This window comes from Promicromonospora sp. NPDC057138, assembly GCF_042670845.1.
Taxonomy (GTDB): Bacteria; Actinomycetota; Actinomycetes; order Actinomycetales; family Cellulomonadaceae; genus Promicromonospora.
In genome coordinates, this window is record NZ_JBHUUX010000097.1 from 1 (window position 1) to 15,259 (window position 15,259).

The 15,259-nt window shown below is 72.2% G+C and carries 13 protein-coding genes; 3 read left to right on the forward strand and 10 right to left on the reverse strand.

What is annotated here, in order from left to right:
• Positions 1 to 154: 154 nt before the first annotated feature.
• Positions 155 to 1,309: a ferrochelatase gene (locus tag ACFT2C_RS27585; RefSeq protein WP_377210297.1), complete on the forward strand. Its 1,155-nt coding sequence runs from the start codon at positions 155 to 157 to the stop codon at positions 1,307 to 1,309.
• Positions 1,306 to 2,082: a hydrogen peroxide-dependent heme synthase gene (gene hemQ, locus ACFT2C_RS27590; protein ID WP_377210298.1), complete on the forward strand. Its 777-nt coding sequence runs from the start codon at positions 1,306 to 1,308 to the stop codon at positions 2,080 to 2,082. The genes ACFT2C_RS27585 and hemQ overlap by 4 nt, the downstream gene beginning before the upstream one ends.
• A 47-nt stretch (positions 2,083 to 2,129) precedes the next feature.
• On the opposite strand, the gene ACFT2C_RS27595 is transcribed toward hemQ, so the two are convergent.
• From ACFT2C_RS27595 to ACFT2C_RS27620, 6 genes are all read right to left on the reverse strand, one after another.
• A complete protein-coding gene (locus ACFT2C_RS27595) occupies positions 2,130 to 3,059 on the reverse strand; it encodes a putative protein N(5)-glutamine methyltransferase (protein ID WP_377210299.1) in 930 nt (309 codons plus the stop codon).
• Between the two features lie 168 nt (positions 3,060 to 3,227).
• The gene (locus ACFT2C_RS27600; protein WP_377210300.1) at positions 3,228 to 4,535 is read right to left on the reverse strand and encodes a Glu/Leu/Phe/Val dehydrogenase; all 1,308 of its coding nucleotides are present in this window, start codon (positions 4,533 to 4,535) and stop codon (positions 3,228 to 3,230) included.
• A gap of 167 nt (positions 4,536 to 4,702) precedes the next feature.
• Entirely contained in the window at positions 4,703 to 5,119 is a 417-nt protein-coding gene (locus ACFT2C_RS27605) for a PIN domain-containing protein (protein WP_377210301.1), read from the reverse strand.
• Positions 5,104 to 5,370, reverse strand: a complete 267-nt coding sequence (locus ACFT2C_RS27610) for a type II toxin-antitoxin system Phd/YefM family antitoxin (protein ID WP_377210302.1) — start codon at positions 5,368 to 5,370, stop codon at positions 5,104 to 5,106. The genes ACFT2C_RS27605 and ACFT2C_RS27610 overlap by 16 nt, the downstream gene beginning before the upstream one ends.
• A 39-nt stretch (positions 5,371 to 5,409) precedes the next feature.
• On the reverse strand, positions 5,410 to 5,937 hold the full coding sequence (locus tag ACFT2C_RS27615) for an AAA family ATPase (RefSeq protein ID WP_377210303.1): 528 nt from the start codon (positions 5,935 to 5,937) through the stop codon (positions 5,410 to 5,412).
• A 7-nt stretch (positions 5,938 to 5,944) separates the two neighbouring features.
• Complete coding sequence (locus ACFT2C_RS27620) at positions 5,945 to 6,703, reverse strand: AraC family transcriptional regulator (protein ID WP_377210304.1); 759 nt, start codon at positions 6,701 to 6,703, stop codon at positions 5,945 to 5,947.
• 128 nt (positions 6,704 to 6,831) lie between these two features.
• Between ACFT2C_RS27620 and ACFT2C_RS27625 the strand changes: the two genes are divergently transcribed.
• Positions 6,832 to 10,455 (forward strand): proline dehydrogenase family protein, encoded by a 3,624-nt coding sequence (locus ACFT2C_RS27625; RefSeq protein ID WP_377210305.1) that lies wholly within the window; start codon positions 6,832 to 6,834, stop codon positions 10,453 to 10,455.
• An 81-nt stretch (positions 10,456 to 10,536) separates the two neighbouring features.
• On the opposite strand, the gene ACFT2C_RS27630 is transcribed toward ACFT2C_RS27625, so the two are convergent.
• From ACFT2C_RS27630 to ACFT2C_RS27645, 4 genes are read right to left on the reverse strand one after another with little or no spacing between them, the layout of a single operon-like run.
• Positions 10,537 to 11,562: a LacI family DNA-binding transcriptional regulator gene (locus ACFT2C_RS27630; RefSeq protein WP_377210306.1), complete on the reverse strand. Its 1,026-nt coding sequence runs from the start codon at positions 11,560 to 11,562 to the stop codon at positions 10,537 to 10,539.
• Positions 11,559 to 13,214, reverse strand: a complete 1,656-nt coding sequence (locus ACFT2C_RS27635; RefSeq protein ID WP_377210307.1) for a GH1 family beta-glucosidase — start codon at positions 13,212 to 13,214, stop codon at positions 11,559 to 11,561. Before ACFT2C_RS27635 ends, ACFT2C_RS27630 begins: the two co-directional genes overlap by 4 nt.
• Positions 13,211 to 14,128, reverse strand: coding sequence for a carbohydrate ABC transporter permease (locus ACFT2C_RS27640; RefSeq protein WP_377210308.1), 918 nt, complete (start codon positions 14,126 to 14,128; stop codon positions 13,211 to 13,213). Before ACFT2C_RS27640 ends, ACFT2C_RS27635 begins: the two co-directional genes overlap by 4 nt.
• On the reverse strand, positions 14,125 to 15,156 hold the full coding sequence (locus ACFT2C_RS27645; RefSeq protein ID WP_377210309.1) for a carbohydrate ABC transporter permease: 1,032 nt from the start codon (positions 15,154 to 15,156) through the stop codon (positions 14,125 to 14,127). The genes ACFT2C_RS27640 and ACFT2C_RS27645 overlap by 4 nt, the downstream gene beginning before the upstream one ends.
• Positions 15,157 to 15,259 lie beyond the last annotated feature (103 nt).

The following is a 15,259-nucleotide window of genomic DNA, read 5'->3' on the forward strand; positions in this document are numbered from 1 at the left end:
GTGTATAAGAGACAGTGTCAGACGCGCAGGTCACCCGAGTGACCTGCGCGTCTGACACGTCGCGACGGTTCTGACAGGACGTCGCATCCATGTCACGTCCCGTTCGCCGCTCTCCGGGCACGCTGGACTGCCGGACGGTGGAAAGATGTGGGCCATGCCCGCGAACTCCCCCCAGCCTGCGGCGCACGACGCCGCGCCGTACGACGCCCTGCTGCTCTACTCCTTCGGTGGCCCGAACAAACCGGAGGACGTGGTGCCGTTCCTGCGCAACGTCACCGCGGGCAAGGGCATCCCGGACGAGCGGCTCGAGCAGGTGGGCGAGCACTACTACGGGTTCGGCGGCAAGAGCCCCATCAACGAGCAGAACCTCGCGCTGAAGGCGGCGCTCGAGGCCGAGCTCGCCGCCCGCGGCATCGACCTGCCGGTCGTGTGGGGCAACCGCAACTGGGAGCCGTACACCAGCGACGCGCTGGCCGAGCTGGAGAAGCTGGGGGCCAAGCGCGCCGTCGCGCTCGTGACCAGCGCGTACGCGTCGTACTCCGGCGACCGCCAGTACCGCGAGGACCTCGCGATCACGCTGGACAAGCGCGGGCAGCTCGGGCCCGACGGGTCGACGGGTGTGCAGTTCGACAAGATCCGCGCCTACTTCAACCACCCGGGCTTCGTGCAGGCCAACGTCGACGCCGTCGTCGAGGCCTACGCCGAGCTTGCGGCCAAGGGCGGCTCCGGGGCGGACGCGAAGCTCGTATTCGTGACGCACTCGATCCCGGACACCATGGAAGCGGCGTCCGGCGTCGGGCACGCGACCTACTCCGAGCAGCACATGGACGTCGCCGCGCTCGTCGCGGCCGCCGTCGGGGAGCAGCTCGGGCACGCCGTCGAGTGGGAGCTGGCCTACTGCTCCCGCTCCGGCCCGCCCAGCCAGCCCTGGCTCGAGCCCGACGTCAACGACCTGCTCACCGAGCGCGCCGAGGAGGGCCTGCGCAACGTGGTGCTGTCGCCGATCGGGTTCGTGAGCGACCACATGGAGGTCGCCTACGACCTCGACACCGAGGCCCTGGCCACGGCCGCCGAGCTCGGCTTGACCGCAGTGCGCGCCGGAACCGTGGGTACGCGCGCACCGTTCGTCCAGGGCCTGGTGGACCTGATCGTCGAGCGGGCAGGTCTCGCCCGCGGCGAGCAGGTCGACGAGGCTACGGTGGGTGCTCTGCCCGCCTTCCCGTCCGTCGCGCCGCCCCTGAGCTGCCTCCGGCGGCACGAGGAGCCCAGCGGCATCCCGGCACTCTGCAGCGAGGACATGCACCGATGAGCAACGACGCACCCGGCACGGCCGCCCCTCAGGGCCACGTGCATGGCGACACCGGCCACGAGATCGACACGGCCGCCATCAACGAGGGCATCCGGTACACGATGTTCTCGGTCTTCTCCGTGACGGAGACGCTCCCGGCGGACGAGGCCGAGCGCAAGGCGCTGGTGGCCGACGCCGAGGCCGCCGTCGGCGGGGGCGCCGACCCTGCCGCGACCACCGGGGACCTCGTGGTGCGCGGCTGGTACGACGTGGGCGGCCTGCGGTCCGACGCCGACCTCATGCTGTGGACCCACGGCCCGTCGATCGAGTCCGTGCAGGGCGCCTACCAGCGGCTGCGCGCGTCCGAGCTCGGCCGCTCCCTGGAGCCCGTGTGGTCCGTCGCCGCGCTGCACCGCCCGGCCGAGTTCAACCGCGGGCACGTGCCCGCGTTCCTCGCGGGCGAGACGCCGCGCGACTACCTCTGCGTCTACCCGTTCGTGCGGTCCTACGAGTGGTACCTGCTGCCCGACGCCGAGCGCCGCACCATGCTGCGCGACCACGGCATGGCGGCCGCCGGCTACAAGGACGTGCGGGCCAACACCGTCTCCGCGTTCGCGCTCGGCGACTACGAGTGGATCCTCGCCTTCGAGGCCGACGAGCTGCACCGCATAGTCGACCTGATGCGCGACCTGCGGGCCACCGAGGCCCGCCGCCATGTGCGCGAGGAGGTCCCGTTCTTCACGGGCCCGCGCACAACTCTTGACTCCTGGGCCTCCCGCCAGCCCCTGAGCTGAGCTGGACGCTGGTCGAGCCTGTCGCTGGTCGAGCTTGTCGAGACCCGTTACGAGGTCTCGACAGGCTCGACCAGCGGGCCTTCGTCATGCGGGAGGGTGGCGGCCAGGGCCGTGGCGCCCAGGTCCTCGTCGGAGAGGACCGTGGGCGTCAGGCCGGCCGCGGTCATGTGCCCGACGGCGGCGCTCACCTGGGCCTCGCCCGTCTCGATGAGCAGGTGCCCGCCCGGGCGCAGGAGTGTCGGGGCCAGGTCGATCACGCGGCGCAGGATCGCGAGCCCGTCGTCCCCGCCGTCGAGCGCGGCGTGCGGCTCGTGGTCGCGGGCCTCAGGCGGCATCATGCTGATCGCCGAGGTCGGCACGTACGGCGCGTTCGCGACGAGGACGTCGACGCGTCCCCACACCTCGGCGGGGAGCGGTTCGGCGAGGTCACCCGTGTAGGTGTGCGCGGAGAGCCGGCCGGGCCTCGGGGTCGCCGCGGAGTGCTGGAGCGGGCCGGGGGCACCAGAAGCGCCCGGCCCGCCGTCGTCGTCGGCCAGTGCCTTGAAGTTGTCGTGTGCGCAGGTCACGGCCACCGGATCGACGTCGGCGGCGTGCAGCTCGACGTCGTGCCCCGCGGCGAGGAGGCGGGCGGCGACGGCGCCGCCGAGCGCGCCGCAGCCGCAGCACAGGTCGACGAGGAGGACGGCGCCGTGCCCGGCCGAAGGCTCGGCCGCTCCGGCTGCGGCACGCTCGGCCGCCTCCCGGACCAGGAGCTCGGACCGTTGCCGCGGCACGAACACCCCGGGCGCCACACGCCAGCGACGGCCGTCGAGCTCGGCCCAGCCCACGAGGTGCTCCAGCGGGAGCCCGCCGACCCGCGCCGCGACCAGCTCTTCGAGGCGGGCGGCATCGCCGGCGGCGGCCTCGGTCAGGATGCGGGCCTCGTCCTCGGCGAAGACGCAGCCGGCGGCGCGCAGGCGCGCGACAAGTTCGTTCACCCAGCGAGCCTAGGCGAGGCATCGTCGAGGAGAGCCCACTTTTCTTGGGCTCGTACGGGCCGGCCCAGCGGGCCCGGTCCGTCTTGAGAACGACCTGGGGTACCGATTCGGTGTGGAATCGGTACCCCAGGTCGTTCTCGAAGCGGGCTCGCCGGCCTCAGCGCCGCGTCACGGGTACAGGCCCCGGATCTGGTGCGCCTCGGCGACGCGCTTGACGCCGATGACGAGGGCGGCGTCGCGCAGGGACAGGTGCTCGCGCTTGGCCAGGGCGGTGACGTCCGCGTATGCGGTGGTCATGCGGTGCTCCAGCTTGTCCGCGATCTCCTGCTCGGTCCACCAGTACGTCTGGTTCGCCTGGACCCACTCGAAGTAGGAGACGACCACGCCGCCGGCGTTCGCGAGGACGTCCGGGACCACCGTCACGTCGTTCTTCGCGAGCAGGGCGTCACCGGCCGCGGTCGTGGGGCCGTTCGCGCCCTCGACCACCCAGCGGGCCTTGACGTCGCCCGCCGTCGTCTCGTCGAGCACGCCCTCGATGGCGGCCGGGACCAGCACGTCGACGTCGAGCGCCAGCAGCTCGGTGTTGGAGACCCGGTCCGAGTCGGCGAAGTCCACGACCGAGCCCGTGCGCCGCACGTGCTCCATGAGGCGGGGCACGTCGAGGCCGTCGTCGTCCCGGATGCCGCCGTACTGGTCGCTGACGGCGACCACCCGAGCGCCGCGCGCCGCGAAGATCTCGGCGGCGTGCGAGCCCACCTTGCCGAAGCCCTGGATGGCGACGGACACGTCGGTCAGCGGCACGCCCGCCTCGGCGAGCGCGGCGTTGGTGACGTGCACGATGCCCGCCGACGTCGCGGTGCCGCGGCCCAGTGAGCCACCGATCTCGAGGGGCTTGCCCGTCACGACCGCCGGGATCGTGTACCCGCGGTTGACCGAGTAGGTGTCCATGACCCAGGCCATGGTCTGGGCGTCGGTGCCCATGTCCGGGGCCATGATGTCGGTGTCGGGGCCGATCATCGGCATGATCTCCGACGTGTACCGCCGGGTGACGCGCTCCAGCTCGGCCTGCGAGTAGCCGCGGGGGTCGATGGCGACGCCGCCCTTGGCGCCGCCGTACGGCAGATGGACCACCGCACACTTCCAGGTCATCCACATCGCCAGCGCTCGTACCTCGTCGACGTCGACCGAGGGGTGATAGCGCAGGCCGCCCTTGCCGGGGCCGAGGCTCACGTTGTGCTGCACGCGGAAACCGTGGAACAGGACGGTCTCGCCCGAGTCGCGGCGCAGCGGCACCGAGACGTGGATCTCACGCCGCGGCGTCGCGAGCATGCGGTGCAGCCCGTCGTCGTAGCCGAGGATCTCCGCCGCGGTGGCGAGCTGCGCGTGCGCGGTCGCGAGGGGAGAGCCCTCAGCGGGAGATCCGGAGGGGGCGAAGCTGGGCGGTGCAGTGGGTATGGACGTCGTTGTCGTCGTCACGAGGGTCCTCCGTGGAGAACGGCGCCGACCGCTGTGCAGCGGGACGCGGGTTGCGCGGCGCGGGGTTTGCGCCTCGGGATCACCGTATCGCTTCGACGGGGCCCGCTGCTCGACACCGAGGGACCATCCGGTGATGAATCGGTGCCCGTCGAGCCAGGTGGCGAGTATCAGCGCTCGACCAGGTCGAGCATCCCCTCGAACGACTTGAAGTCGTCCATGTTGCGCGTGACCAGCACGAGCTCGTGCGCCATCGCGGTGGCCGCGATCATGCGGTCGAGCTTCTTGGCCTTTGCGTCCCCGCCGCGCTGGCCGGTTCGCTCGAGCAGGTCGTTGTAGGAATCGATGCAGTCGTCGTCGTAGGGCAGGCCTTCGCCGTACGTGTCCTGCAGGGCTCCAAGCCGCCGCGCGCGCCGCTTGTACTCGCTGAGGGACTTTGTGGTGTGCAGGCCCATGATCAGCTCTGACCAGGAGAGCGAGCTGACCATCAGGTCGTCGAAGCCGGAGAGATCAGGTGCGGGCTCCGTCTCCGACTTCGACGCGATGAGGATGTTGGTGTCGAGCAGCGCGATCACTCGTCGCCCCACGGGTCGGTCGTCTCGGCGTCGAACGCGGCGCGGTCGGCCGCGACCTCCTCGGCCCAGGAGCTGTCGAGCAGGGGGGCGTTGTCGTAGACGGCCATCGCGGCAGAGGCCGTCACCGGCCTGCGCACCTTGGGCGGCACGATCCGCGCGATCTCCTTGCGATATCGCGTCACGACATAGGTCTCGCCGTGCTCGACGGCGTCGAGCACGGGTGTGGGGTTCTGCCGCAGCTCGGCGATGCTGACGCTGTTCATATCGACAAGGGTACACATGTAGACACTTCCGTGTCGTGCTCAAGCGGACAAGTGTTCGAGCTCCGCGACTACCTCGTCCGTGGTGAGCTGCCCGGTGTCGATCCGGTGGACGTTCCTCGTGCGCGCTACGTCCCGGAGCCCGGCCGAGTACTCGGCCAGCTGCTCGTCATCGAGTCCGGCGCGGTGCCACGCGTCGTCGGACGTGATCCTGCGGCGGAGCGTCTCGGCGTCCGCGTCGAGCAGGACGTGGACGATCGCCGCCCGGGTTCGCGTGGCGACCTCCTCGAACGGCACCAGGTTGCTGATCCGGGCGGTGAGCTGAGGCACCACCACGTCGTGTCCCGACAGGAGATGGCTCTCGGCCATGGCATGGGCGAGAGCGCGGGCCTGGGCCGCGGCATCGTCGCCGCTGACCAGCGTCCTGACCAGGTCGATATCGAGCGCCAGGGTGCCGGGGCGGCGCGCGGCCCATGCCCGCGCCGTCGCGGACTTCCCGCTGGCGGGCAGGCCGTTGAGCAGGAGCAGTGTCGGCCGACCGTCGTCGTGCGAACCCGTGACGCTGGACAAGACCCGGTCACCGTGCCCGGCGGCGGAACGACGACGGCGTCTCGCCGGTCAGCCGCGCGAAGGTGCGGGAGAACGACGGCTGGTCGTAGAAGCCCGCGGCCGTGGCGACGTCGGCGAGCGGCACGCTGCTCGACGTGAGCAGGTGCGCCGCCCGGTCGACGCGCAGCCGCAGCACGAGCTGGCGCGGCGAGAGCCCGAAGACCCGGCGCACCCGGCGGTCCAGGGACGCGGAGGTGCATCCGGCGAGCGCGGCGAGGTCCGCCACGGACGGCACCTCGCCGCGTTCGAGCAGGTCCTCGATGTCCGCGCGCAGGCGCGCCATGGCCTGGATCGTGGCGTCGTCGGCGTCGCCGGAGCGCAGGTCCTGCGACACGGACACGAGCCCCACGTAGGCGCCGGTCTCGTCGTGCAGGGGCAGCTTGGAGGTCAGGAACCAGCCGGGCGCCCCGCCGACGTGCCGGATCAGCTCGAGCTCGCCCCGCAGCGGCTTGTCCGTGGTGCGGACGCGCAGGTCCTGGTTCTCGTAGCGTTCGGCGAGCTCCGGGACGAACAGGTCGGCCGCCCGCTTGCCGATCACGTCGCGGCGCGACCGCTCCCGCGTGCGGCCCACGAAGACCTGGTTCACGAGCACGTACCGGCCGTCGGCGTCCTTGGCGCAGAACATGACCCCGGACAGCTCGTCCATGAGGGCGACCATTGCGGGGTTCAGTGCTGCCAGCAGGGCCTGCGCCTCAGGCCGAGCGGCGCCGTTCGGCGGGTTGCTCATCGGATCCTGATGCTACGCGGCGCGCTGCGAGGCGCCGCCACGTACCGCGGCGCACTTGGCGAAAACCCGTGCCGATCGCGAGTGATCCCGCCAATACAACTGACCGGCGTCGGGTGCACCCTGGAGGCATGAAGACCTCTGCCCGGCGCGAGAGCGCCGTCTCCGCCAACGCCCCGACCAGGGACGCAGGCGCACCGGACAGTGCCACGCCGCCGGCTCCGACCGAGCCGCCCGCGAAGACCGAGCCCTCTGCGCGGCCTGCTGCCGACACCCTGGTCGAGGACGCCGTAGCCCTCGCCCGCACCTGGATCGGCACGGCCACGGGCACCACCGCCACCACCGCGGGCGCCGGCTCGACGACCGACAAGGCTGTAGCCCGCGCCTCGGCCGCTCTCGGCGCCCTCGTGTCCGACCCCGCCGGCCTGGAGCTCGCCGTCGGCTTCGTCGACGACGTAGCCCGCCCGCAGGACACCCACGTCGCCGCGAAGGCCCTGGCCCGCCTCGGCAAGAAGGCAGGCAGCGCCACGTTCCTCAGCCCGGCCGACCGCGCCCTGTTCCGGGCCGGCGCCCTGGCCGCCCCCGTGTTCCCCGGCATCGTCGTCCCGGCCGCCCGCGCCCGCCTCCGCCAGCTCGTGGGCCACCTCGTGGCCGACGCCGGCGCCGGGCTCACCGCCCACCTCGCCCGGACCCGGGCCGAGGGCTACACCCTCAACGTGAACCTCCTCGGCGAGGCAGTCCTCGGCGAGGAGGAGGCGGCCGGCCGCCTGGCCCGCACCATCGCACTGGTCGAGCGCCCGGATGTCGACTACGTGTCGATCAAGGTCTCCAGCGTCGCCGCGCAGCTCGTCACGTGGGACCTCGACGGCTCCCGCGACCGCGTCGTCGAGCGCCTGCTGCCGCTGTACCGCGCGGCGCGCGACCACGGCGTCTTCCTCAACCTCGACATGGAGGAGTACCGCGACCTCGCCCTGACGACCGCGGTGTTCACCGAGATCCTGGGCCGCGACGAGTTCCGCGACCTGGAGGCCGGGATCGTGCTGCAGGCCTACCTGCCCGACGCCCTGGGCGCCCTGGACGGCCTCACCGAGTTCGCGGCCCAGCGGGTCGCGGACGGCGGCGCGCGCATCAAGGTGCGCATCGTGAAGGGCGCGAACCTCGCGATGGAGCACGTCGAGGCCACCCTGCACGACTGGCCCCAGGCGCCGTACACCTCCAAGCCGGACGTCGACGCCAACTACGTCCGCATGCTCGACCACGCGCTGCGCCCCGAGCGCGCGCGGGCGGTCCGCATCGGCGCGGCGTCGCACAACCTGTTCCACGTGGCGCTCGCGATCCTGCTCGGCCGGGCGCGCGGCGTCTCCGAGGCGCTCGACATCGAGATGCTCCAGGGGATGGCCCCGACCGAGGCCGCGGCCGTCCGCAACGAGGTCGCCACGGACCACGGCCGGGTGGTGCTGTACACCCCCGTGGTGCGCGCCGAGGACTTCGACGTCGCCATCTCGTACCTGGTGCGCCGCCTGGAGGAGAACGCGGCGGAGCAGAACTTCCTGCACGCGGCGTTCGCGCCTTCGCGGGTCTCGCAGGTTGAGCTTGTCGAAACCAGGGTCTCGACAAGCTCGACCAGCGGTGGGGTCTCGACAAGCTCGACCAGCGGTAGTGGCTCCCCCATGGACCGCCAGGAGGCCGCGTTCCGCGCCTCGGTCACCCTGGGCGTGCACTACTCGCCCGACGACGTCACCCCGCGCCGCCGTCCGCGCCCGGAGCCGCGGCCGGTGGCGGGACCGTTCCGGAACGCGGCCGACACCGACCCCGCCGTCGCCGAGCACCGCGCGTGGGCCGAGCAGGTCACGAGCGAGCGCTCCGGGTACGTCCCGGCGATCGCGGAGCCGCTGTCGACGTCGGCCCAGGTGGACGACGTCGTGGCGCTCGCCCGCCGAGCCGGCGCCGCGTGGTCCAAGGTCTCCGCGACCGACCGGGGCCGCGTGCTCCGCGCCGCGGCCAAGCACCTGGAGGCCGCCCGCGCCGACCTCGTCGCCGCCATGGTGCACGAGGCGGGCAAGACCGTCGCCGAGGCGGACCCCGAGGTCAGCGAGGCCGTGGACTTCGCCGCGTACTACGCACAGGCCGCCGAGGCGCTCGACCCGACGTCGGAGGCCTGGCCGGGCGCCCGCTTCACGCCCGACGGCGTCACCCTGGTCACCCCGCCGTGGAACTTCCCCGTGGCGATCCCCGTGGGCGGCGTGCTCGCGGGCCTCGCGTCCGGGTCCGCCGTGATCGCGAAGCCCGCGCCGCCCACGCCGCGCTGCCTGGAGATCGCCGTCGAGGCGGTGCACGCGGCCCTCTCCGATGTGGCGCCCGAGATCGGGCTGGACTCGGCGCTCGCCCACGACGTCGCGCAGTTCGTCCGCGTGCCCGACGGCGACCTCGGCCGCCGGCTCGTGACGCACGACGGCGTGTCCCGGGTGATCCTGACGGGCGCCATCGAGACCGCGGAGATGTTCGCGTCCTGGCGGCCGGAGCTGCCGGTGCTCGCGGAGACGTCCGGCAAGAACGCGATAGTCGTGACGCCCTCGGCGGACCTCGACCTGGCCGTCGCGGACGTGGTGCGCTCGGCGTTCGGGCACGCGGGGCAGAAGTGCTCGGCGGCGTCGCTCGTCATCCTCGTGGGCTCGGTGGGCGACCCGCGCACCGCGACGGGCGAGCGGTTCCGGCGGCAGCTCGTCGACGCCGTGTCGTCGCTCGCCGTCGGGCCCGCCACGGACCTGGCCACGGTGATGGGCCCGCTCACGGAGCCCGCGCAGGGCAAGCTCCTGCACGCCCTCACCACGCTGGAGCCGGGGGAGAGCTGGCTCGTGCGGCCGCGGCGGCAGGACGGGGTGGCCCGCGAGGCGGGCCTGGGCCGCGGCCGCCTCTGGACCCCGGGCGTGCGCGACGGCGTCCGGCCCGGCTCCTTCTTCCACCTCACCGAGTGCTTCGGCCCGGTGCTCGGCATCATGACGGCCCGCACCCTGGACGAGGCGCTGGAGCTGCAGAACGCGGTGTCGTTCGGCCTCACGGGCGGCATCCACTCCCTGGACGACACCGAGGTGGCGCACTGGCTCGACCGCGTCGAGGTCGGCAACGCGTACGTGAACCGGCACATCACCGGCGCGATCGTGCAGCGCCAGTCGTTCGGCGGCTGGAAGGCGTCGTCGGTGGGCCCGGGTGCCAAGGCCGGCGGCCCCAACTACGTCGCGCAGCTCGGCCGGTGGGAGGACGCGCCTGACGTCCCGTCGCGCTCGGCCGACCCGGCGGGCTGGCTCGCCTGGGCCCGGGCCGACGACGCCCGTGCCTGGGTCACCGAGTTCTCGCAGGAGCACGACCCGTCGGCGCTCGGCGTCGAGTCGAACGTGTTCCGCTACCGGCCCGCCCCGGGCATCACCGTGCGGGTCGGCGCCGACGCGCCGGACGTGGAGGTGCAGCGCGTGCTGGCGGCGGCCGCGCGTGCGGGAGTGCCGGCGACCGTCGTCGGGCAGCGGGAGCTGACGGACGAGGCATTCGCCGAGGCCGTCGCCGACGGCGACGTGACCGGCCGGATCCGCGTGGTCGGCGAGGCCCCGGGCCTGCGCGACGCCGCGGCGAGCCGCCTGGGTTCGGTGACCGTGCTGGACGCCCCGGTCCTGGCGAGCGGCCGCCGCGAGCTCCTGACGATGCTCCGCGAGCAGGCGGTGAGCCGCACGATGCACCGCTACGGCCACCAGCGCACCGCGTAGTTCCGCGAAGTAGAGCGCCTGTCCGGGTCTCCCTGGTTTCGCCGGGGAGACTCGGACAGGCGCTCTACTTCGCGGAACCCGTCAGGCGGAGTCGCCCTCTATCAGGCGGGGGGCGAAGATGCGGCGCGCGTCGCGCACCGGCCGGCCGGCGACCAGGTCGACGAGCATGCTCGTCGCCGCGCCGACCATCTGCACCACCGGGTTGTGCACGGTCGTCAGCCGGGGCGAGGTCGTCTCGGCGACGCCGAGGTCGTCGAAACCGACCACCGAGACGTCGCCCGGAACGGACCGGCCGCGGTCGGCGAGCACGCGCAGCGTGGCCTCGGCCATCAGGTCGGATGCGGCGAAGATACCGTCCAGGTCGGGGTGCTCGTCGAGCAGCCGGGCGGCCGCGACGGCGGCCCCGGCGCCGGTGAAGTCGCCCTCGACGACGGAGTCGTCGGGCAGGCCGGCGTCGCTGAGCGCTTCCCGCCAGCCGGTCATCCGGTCGATGCTGACGGGCATGTCGAGCGGCCCGGTGATGGTCCCGATGCGCCGGCGCCCCCGGTCGATCATCCGCTGGGTGGCGATGCGCCCGCCGGCGACGTTGTCGACGTCCGCGTAGCGCAGGCCGCGCGCGAGGAACGGGTCGGGGTCGAACGGGCGCCCCACGAAGACGACGGGCAGCATGGCCAACCCGAGCTCCGTCTCGAGCTGGTCGTCCCGGTGGTGCGAAGCCACGATGACGCCGTCCACGTGCCCGCTGCGCAGGTAGCGGCCCACGCGCCCGCGCGGCTCGCCCGGCCGGGCGAGCAGCAGCACGAGCTGGAGGTCCGTCCCGGCCAGCCCCTCGCTGACGCCCGCGAGGGTGCCTGCGAGGAACGGGTCGTTGAGGATGCGCTGGTCGGGCTCGGGCACCACGAGGGCTATCGAGTCGGTGCGCCGGGTCACGAGCGACCGGGCGGCGCGGTTCGGTGCGTACCCGAGGCGGGCGACGGCGTCGTCCACCGCCGCCTGGGCCTCGGGGGAGACGCGCAGGCCACCGTTGATGGCGCGCGACGCGGTCGACCGGGATACCCCGGCCGCCTGGGCCACGTCATCCAGGGTGGGTGGGCCTGAGATCGTCACGCCTGGGAAACCGCCTTTTCCTCGCCGTTGGTGCCGCTGCCGTTTGTGCCGCTGCCGGCGGCGTCGCCGCCGGTCTCGCCGCCGCCCGTGTCGCTCGGGCGCGTCAGGACAGTCGCCGACCGCTCCGGAACGGCGTTGCCCCGCGCGACCTGACCGTACCAGCGGCCCGACGCCTTCACCGTGCGGGCCTGCGTCTCGAAGTCGACGCGCACGAGCCCGAAGCGCTTGCCGTAGCCCCACGCCCACTCGTAGTTGTCGAGGAGCGACCAGCCGAAGTAGCCGCGCACGTCGGCGCCTTCGTCGATGGCGTCCTTGATGGCGCGCAGGTGCACGTCGATGAACTCGAGGCGCTCCTGGTCGTCCACGAACCCGTCCGGCCCGACGACGTCCGGGTAGGCGCTGCCGTTCTCCGTCACGTACAGGGCGATGCCGCGCGGCCCCGTGTAGTCCTGCTGCAGGCGCAGCAGGAGCCGGGTCAGACCCTCGGGCTGGACCTCCCAGTTCTGGTCCGTGACAGGCAGGCCGCGCGGGTGCGCGTGCGCGCCGTCGCCGCCCGGGAACGGGGACGACGACGCGCGGGCGACCGGGGCCCCGCCGTCCAGCGGCCGCTCGGGGGGCGTCGCCGAGACGGCGTTGCCGTGGTAATAGTTCACGCCGAGCGAGTCGATGGGCGTCGAGATGATCTCGAGGTCGCCCTCCTGGATGTGCCGCTCGAGGCCGTACTCGCGCACGTCCTCCAGCACGTCCTCGGGATAGGCGCCGCGCAGGATCGGGTCGGCGAAGATGCGGGTGAACCCGCCGTCGAGCCGGCGCGCGGCGTCGACGTCGGCGGGGTCGTCCGGGTTCACCGGGTCTTCGACCTCGAAGTTGAGCGTGATGCCCAGGTTCGCGTCCGGCGCGCGCTCGCGCAGCGCCTCCACGGCCAGGCCGTGGCCCAGCATCAGGTGGTGCGCCGCGGCGAGGCCGTCCTCGCGGGACTGCCGGCCCGGCGCGTGCTGCCCGCCCGTGTAGCCGAGGAACGCGGCGCACCACGGCTCGTTGAGCGTGGTCCACACGTCGACACGGTCGCCGATGGCCTCGTGCATGGTCACGGCGTAGTCGCGGAACCGGTAGGCGGTGTCGCGATTCACCCAACCGTTGGCCTCCGCCTCGATCGCCTGCGGCAGGTCCCAGTGGTACAGCGTGAGCCAGGGCAGGATGCCGGCGCCGAGCAGCTCGTCCACGAGCCGGTCGTAGTACGCGACGCCTGCCGGGTTGACCTCGCGTCCGCCGGGAATCACCCGGGACCACGACGTCGAGAACCGGTACGCCTGGATGCCGAGCTCCTTCATGAGCGCGACGTCGGCCGGGTAGCGGTGGTACTGGTCGCACGCGACCTCGCCGTCGTCCTGCCCGATCACGGCCCCCGGGACCTTCGCGAACGCGTCCCAGATGGAGTCCTCGCGGCCGTCCTCGTGGGCGGCGCCCTCGACCTGGTAGGCCGCCGTGGCCGCGCCCCACAGGAAGCCGTCCGGGAAGCCGACGGTCCCCGCGGTGTTGGACGTCGGCTCCGTGCGCGGAGCCGACGGCGTGTACGGCAGGGCGATGCCCGGCGCGGGCACGCGGCGCACGCCGGCGCCGGTCTTGACGTTCATCGTCATCTCGTGAGTCATCCCTTCACAGCTCCCTGCATGATGCCCGCGACGAGCTGCTTGCCGACGAAGGCGAAGATCACCAGCAGCGGAAGCGTCACGAGGAACACACCGCCCATGACCAGCGAGTAGTCCACGAAGTAGTTTGCCTGCAGTGACTTTACGACGAGCGGCAGCGTCGGGTTCTCCGAGCTGAGCACGATCGACGGCCAGAAGAAGTTCGTCCACTGCTGGACGAACGTGAACAGGCCCAGCATGGCCGCCGCCGGACGGGCGGCGGGCAGCGCGATGCTCCAGAACGTGCGGATCATCGAGGCGCCGTCCACGCGGGCGGCCTCGACCAGCTCGTACGGCAGCGCCTCGGACAGGTACTGCGTCATCCAGAAGACGCCGAAGGCGCTGACCAGCACCGGCACGATGACCGCCTGCAGCTTGCCGATCCAGTGGAGGTCCGACATGAGGATGTACAGCGGGATCACGCCGAGCTGGGTGGGCACCGCCATCGTCGCGATGACGAACACGAGCAGCGGGCCGCGGCCGCGGAAGCGCAGCTTCGCGAACGAGTACCCGGCGAGCGTCGAGAACAGCACGACGGCCGCCGAGACGATCACCGAGATGATCAGCGAGTTCGTGAGGGCCAGCCAGAAGTTGATCTGCGTAGCCTCGATGACCGTCCGGAACTGGCTGAACAGCGAGAGGTCCGGGAGCCACTGCGGCACCGGGTTCTGGGCGATCGCGATCGGGTCGGACGAGCCGAGGAGCAGCGTGAAGTACAGCGGGAACGCCGAGAGCAGCAGCGTGATCCCGAGCAACGCGTAGACGACCCAGCCGGCGCGGCGGTTGGCACTCCCGGAGGCCTTGCGTGCCCGACGGCGGAGGGCGGCCTTCGCGGCACCCTCACCCGCGGTCTGGGCGGTGACAGCGACGGAGCTCATGCGTTCCCCCTGCTCGTGCGTGTGGCGGTGCGCTTGCGCCTGGACTTCTTGACCGTCGTGCCCGACGACGAGATCCGCTGCGTGATCAGGAAGTTCATCAGGCCGATCACGACGACGAGGAGGAACAGCATCCAGGCGACGGCGGACGCCCGGCCGAGGCTGTGCTGGTCGCCCCAGGCGAGGTCGTACAGGTAGACGACGGTGGTCATCCAGTTCTGGTCCGGACCGCCGAGCCCGTAGGCGTCGTAGAGGCGGACCTCGTCGAAGATCTGCAGGCCGCCGATGGTCGAGGTGATGACGACGAAGATGATGGTGGCGCGGATCTGCGGCACCGTGATGGAGAAGAACTGGCGCACGCGACCCGCGCCGTCGATCACCGCGGCCTCGTAGAGGTCGCGCGGCACTGCCTGCATCGCGGCGAGGAAGATCAGGGCGTTGTAGCCCATCCAGCGGTAGTTGACCATCGTGGCGATGGCGATGTGGCTGGCGATCCGGTCCCCGTGCCACGCGATCGAGTCCAGCCCTATCGCATTGAGCATGGCGTTGATCAGGCCGTACTGGTCGGCGAACAGCCGGCCGAAGATCATCGACACCGCGACGGGCGCCACCACGTAGGGGATCAGCACGCCCATGCGCCAGAACGTAGCCGCCCGCAGGTTCTGGTCCAGGAGCGCGGCGATGGTGATCGCGATGATCACCTGCGGCACCGAGGAGAACACGAAGATCGACAGCGTGTTGACCAGGGCCTTCCAGAACGTGGGCTGGGCCAGCACGTCCGCGAAGTTCTGCAGGCCGACGAAGTCGCCCTGCCCGCCCAGCAGGCTCCACTCGTGCACCGAGACGAACGCGGTGTACCCGAGCGGGAACAGGCCGGTCACCGCGAACAGGATGAAGAACGGCGAGATGTACAGGTACGGGGAGAGCTTCACGTCCCAGCGGCCGAGCCGCTGGGAGAAGCCGAGTCTGCGCGACTCGCGCTGTGGTGCACCGGAGCCCGGTGCCGATCGTTCAGGTGTCAGGACAGCCATTTCAACTTCCGCCGCGTCATCGTCGGGTGGTCACTTCTGGTACGTCGCCGCGTGCAACCGGTGGTGGGGGGTTGTGGGACACAGGGGGGGCGAGGGGGGGCGC

Excerpts from the sequence above, each read along its gene's own strand:
- ACFT2C_RS27625 (WP_377210305.1), top strand. The coding sequence starts at position 6,832 with ATGAAGACCTCTGCCCGGCGCGAGAGCGCCGTCTCCGCCAACGCCCCG.
- ACFT2C_RS27585 (WP_377210297.1), top strand. The coding sequence starts at position 155 with ATGCCCGCGAACTCCCCCCAGCCTGCGGCGCACGACGCCGCGCCGTAC.
- ACFT2C_RS27610 (WP_377210302.1), bottom strand. The coding sequence starts at position 5,370 with ATGAACAGCGTCAGCATCGCCGAGCTGCGGCAGAACCCCACACCCGTG.
- hemQ (WP_377210298.1), top strand. The coding sequence starts at position 1,306 with ATGAGCAACGACGCACCCGGCACGGCCGCCCCTCAGGGCCACGTGCAT.
- ACFT2C_RS27645 (WP_377210309.1), bottom strand. The coding sequence starts at position 15,156 with ATGGCTGTCCTGACACCTGAACGATCGGCACCGGGCTCCGGTGCACCA.
- ACFT2C_RS27635 (WP_377210307.1), bottom strand. The coding sequence starts at position 13,214 with ATGACTCACGAGATGACGATGAACGTCAAGACCGGCGCCGGCGTGCGC.
- ACFT2C_RS27620 (WP_377210304.1), bottom strand. The coding sequence starts at position 6,703 with ATGAGCAACCCGCCGAACGGCGCCGCTCGGCCTGAGGCGCAGGCCCTG.
- ACFT2C_RS27640 (WP_377210308.1), bottom strand. The coding sequence starts at position 14,128 with ATGAGCTCCGTCGCTGTCACCGCCCAGACCGCGGGTGAGGGTGCCGCG.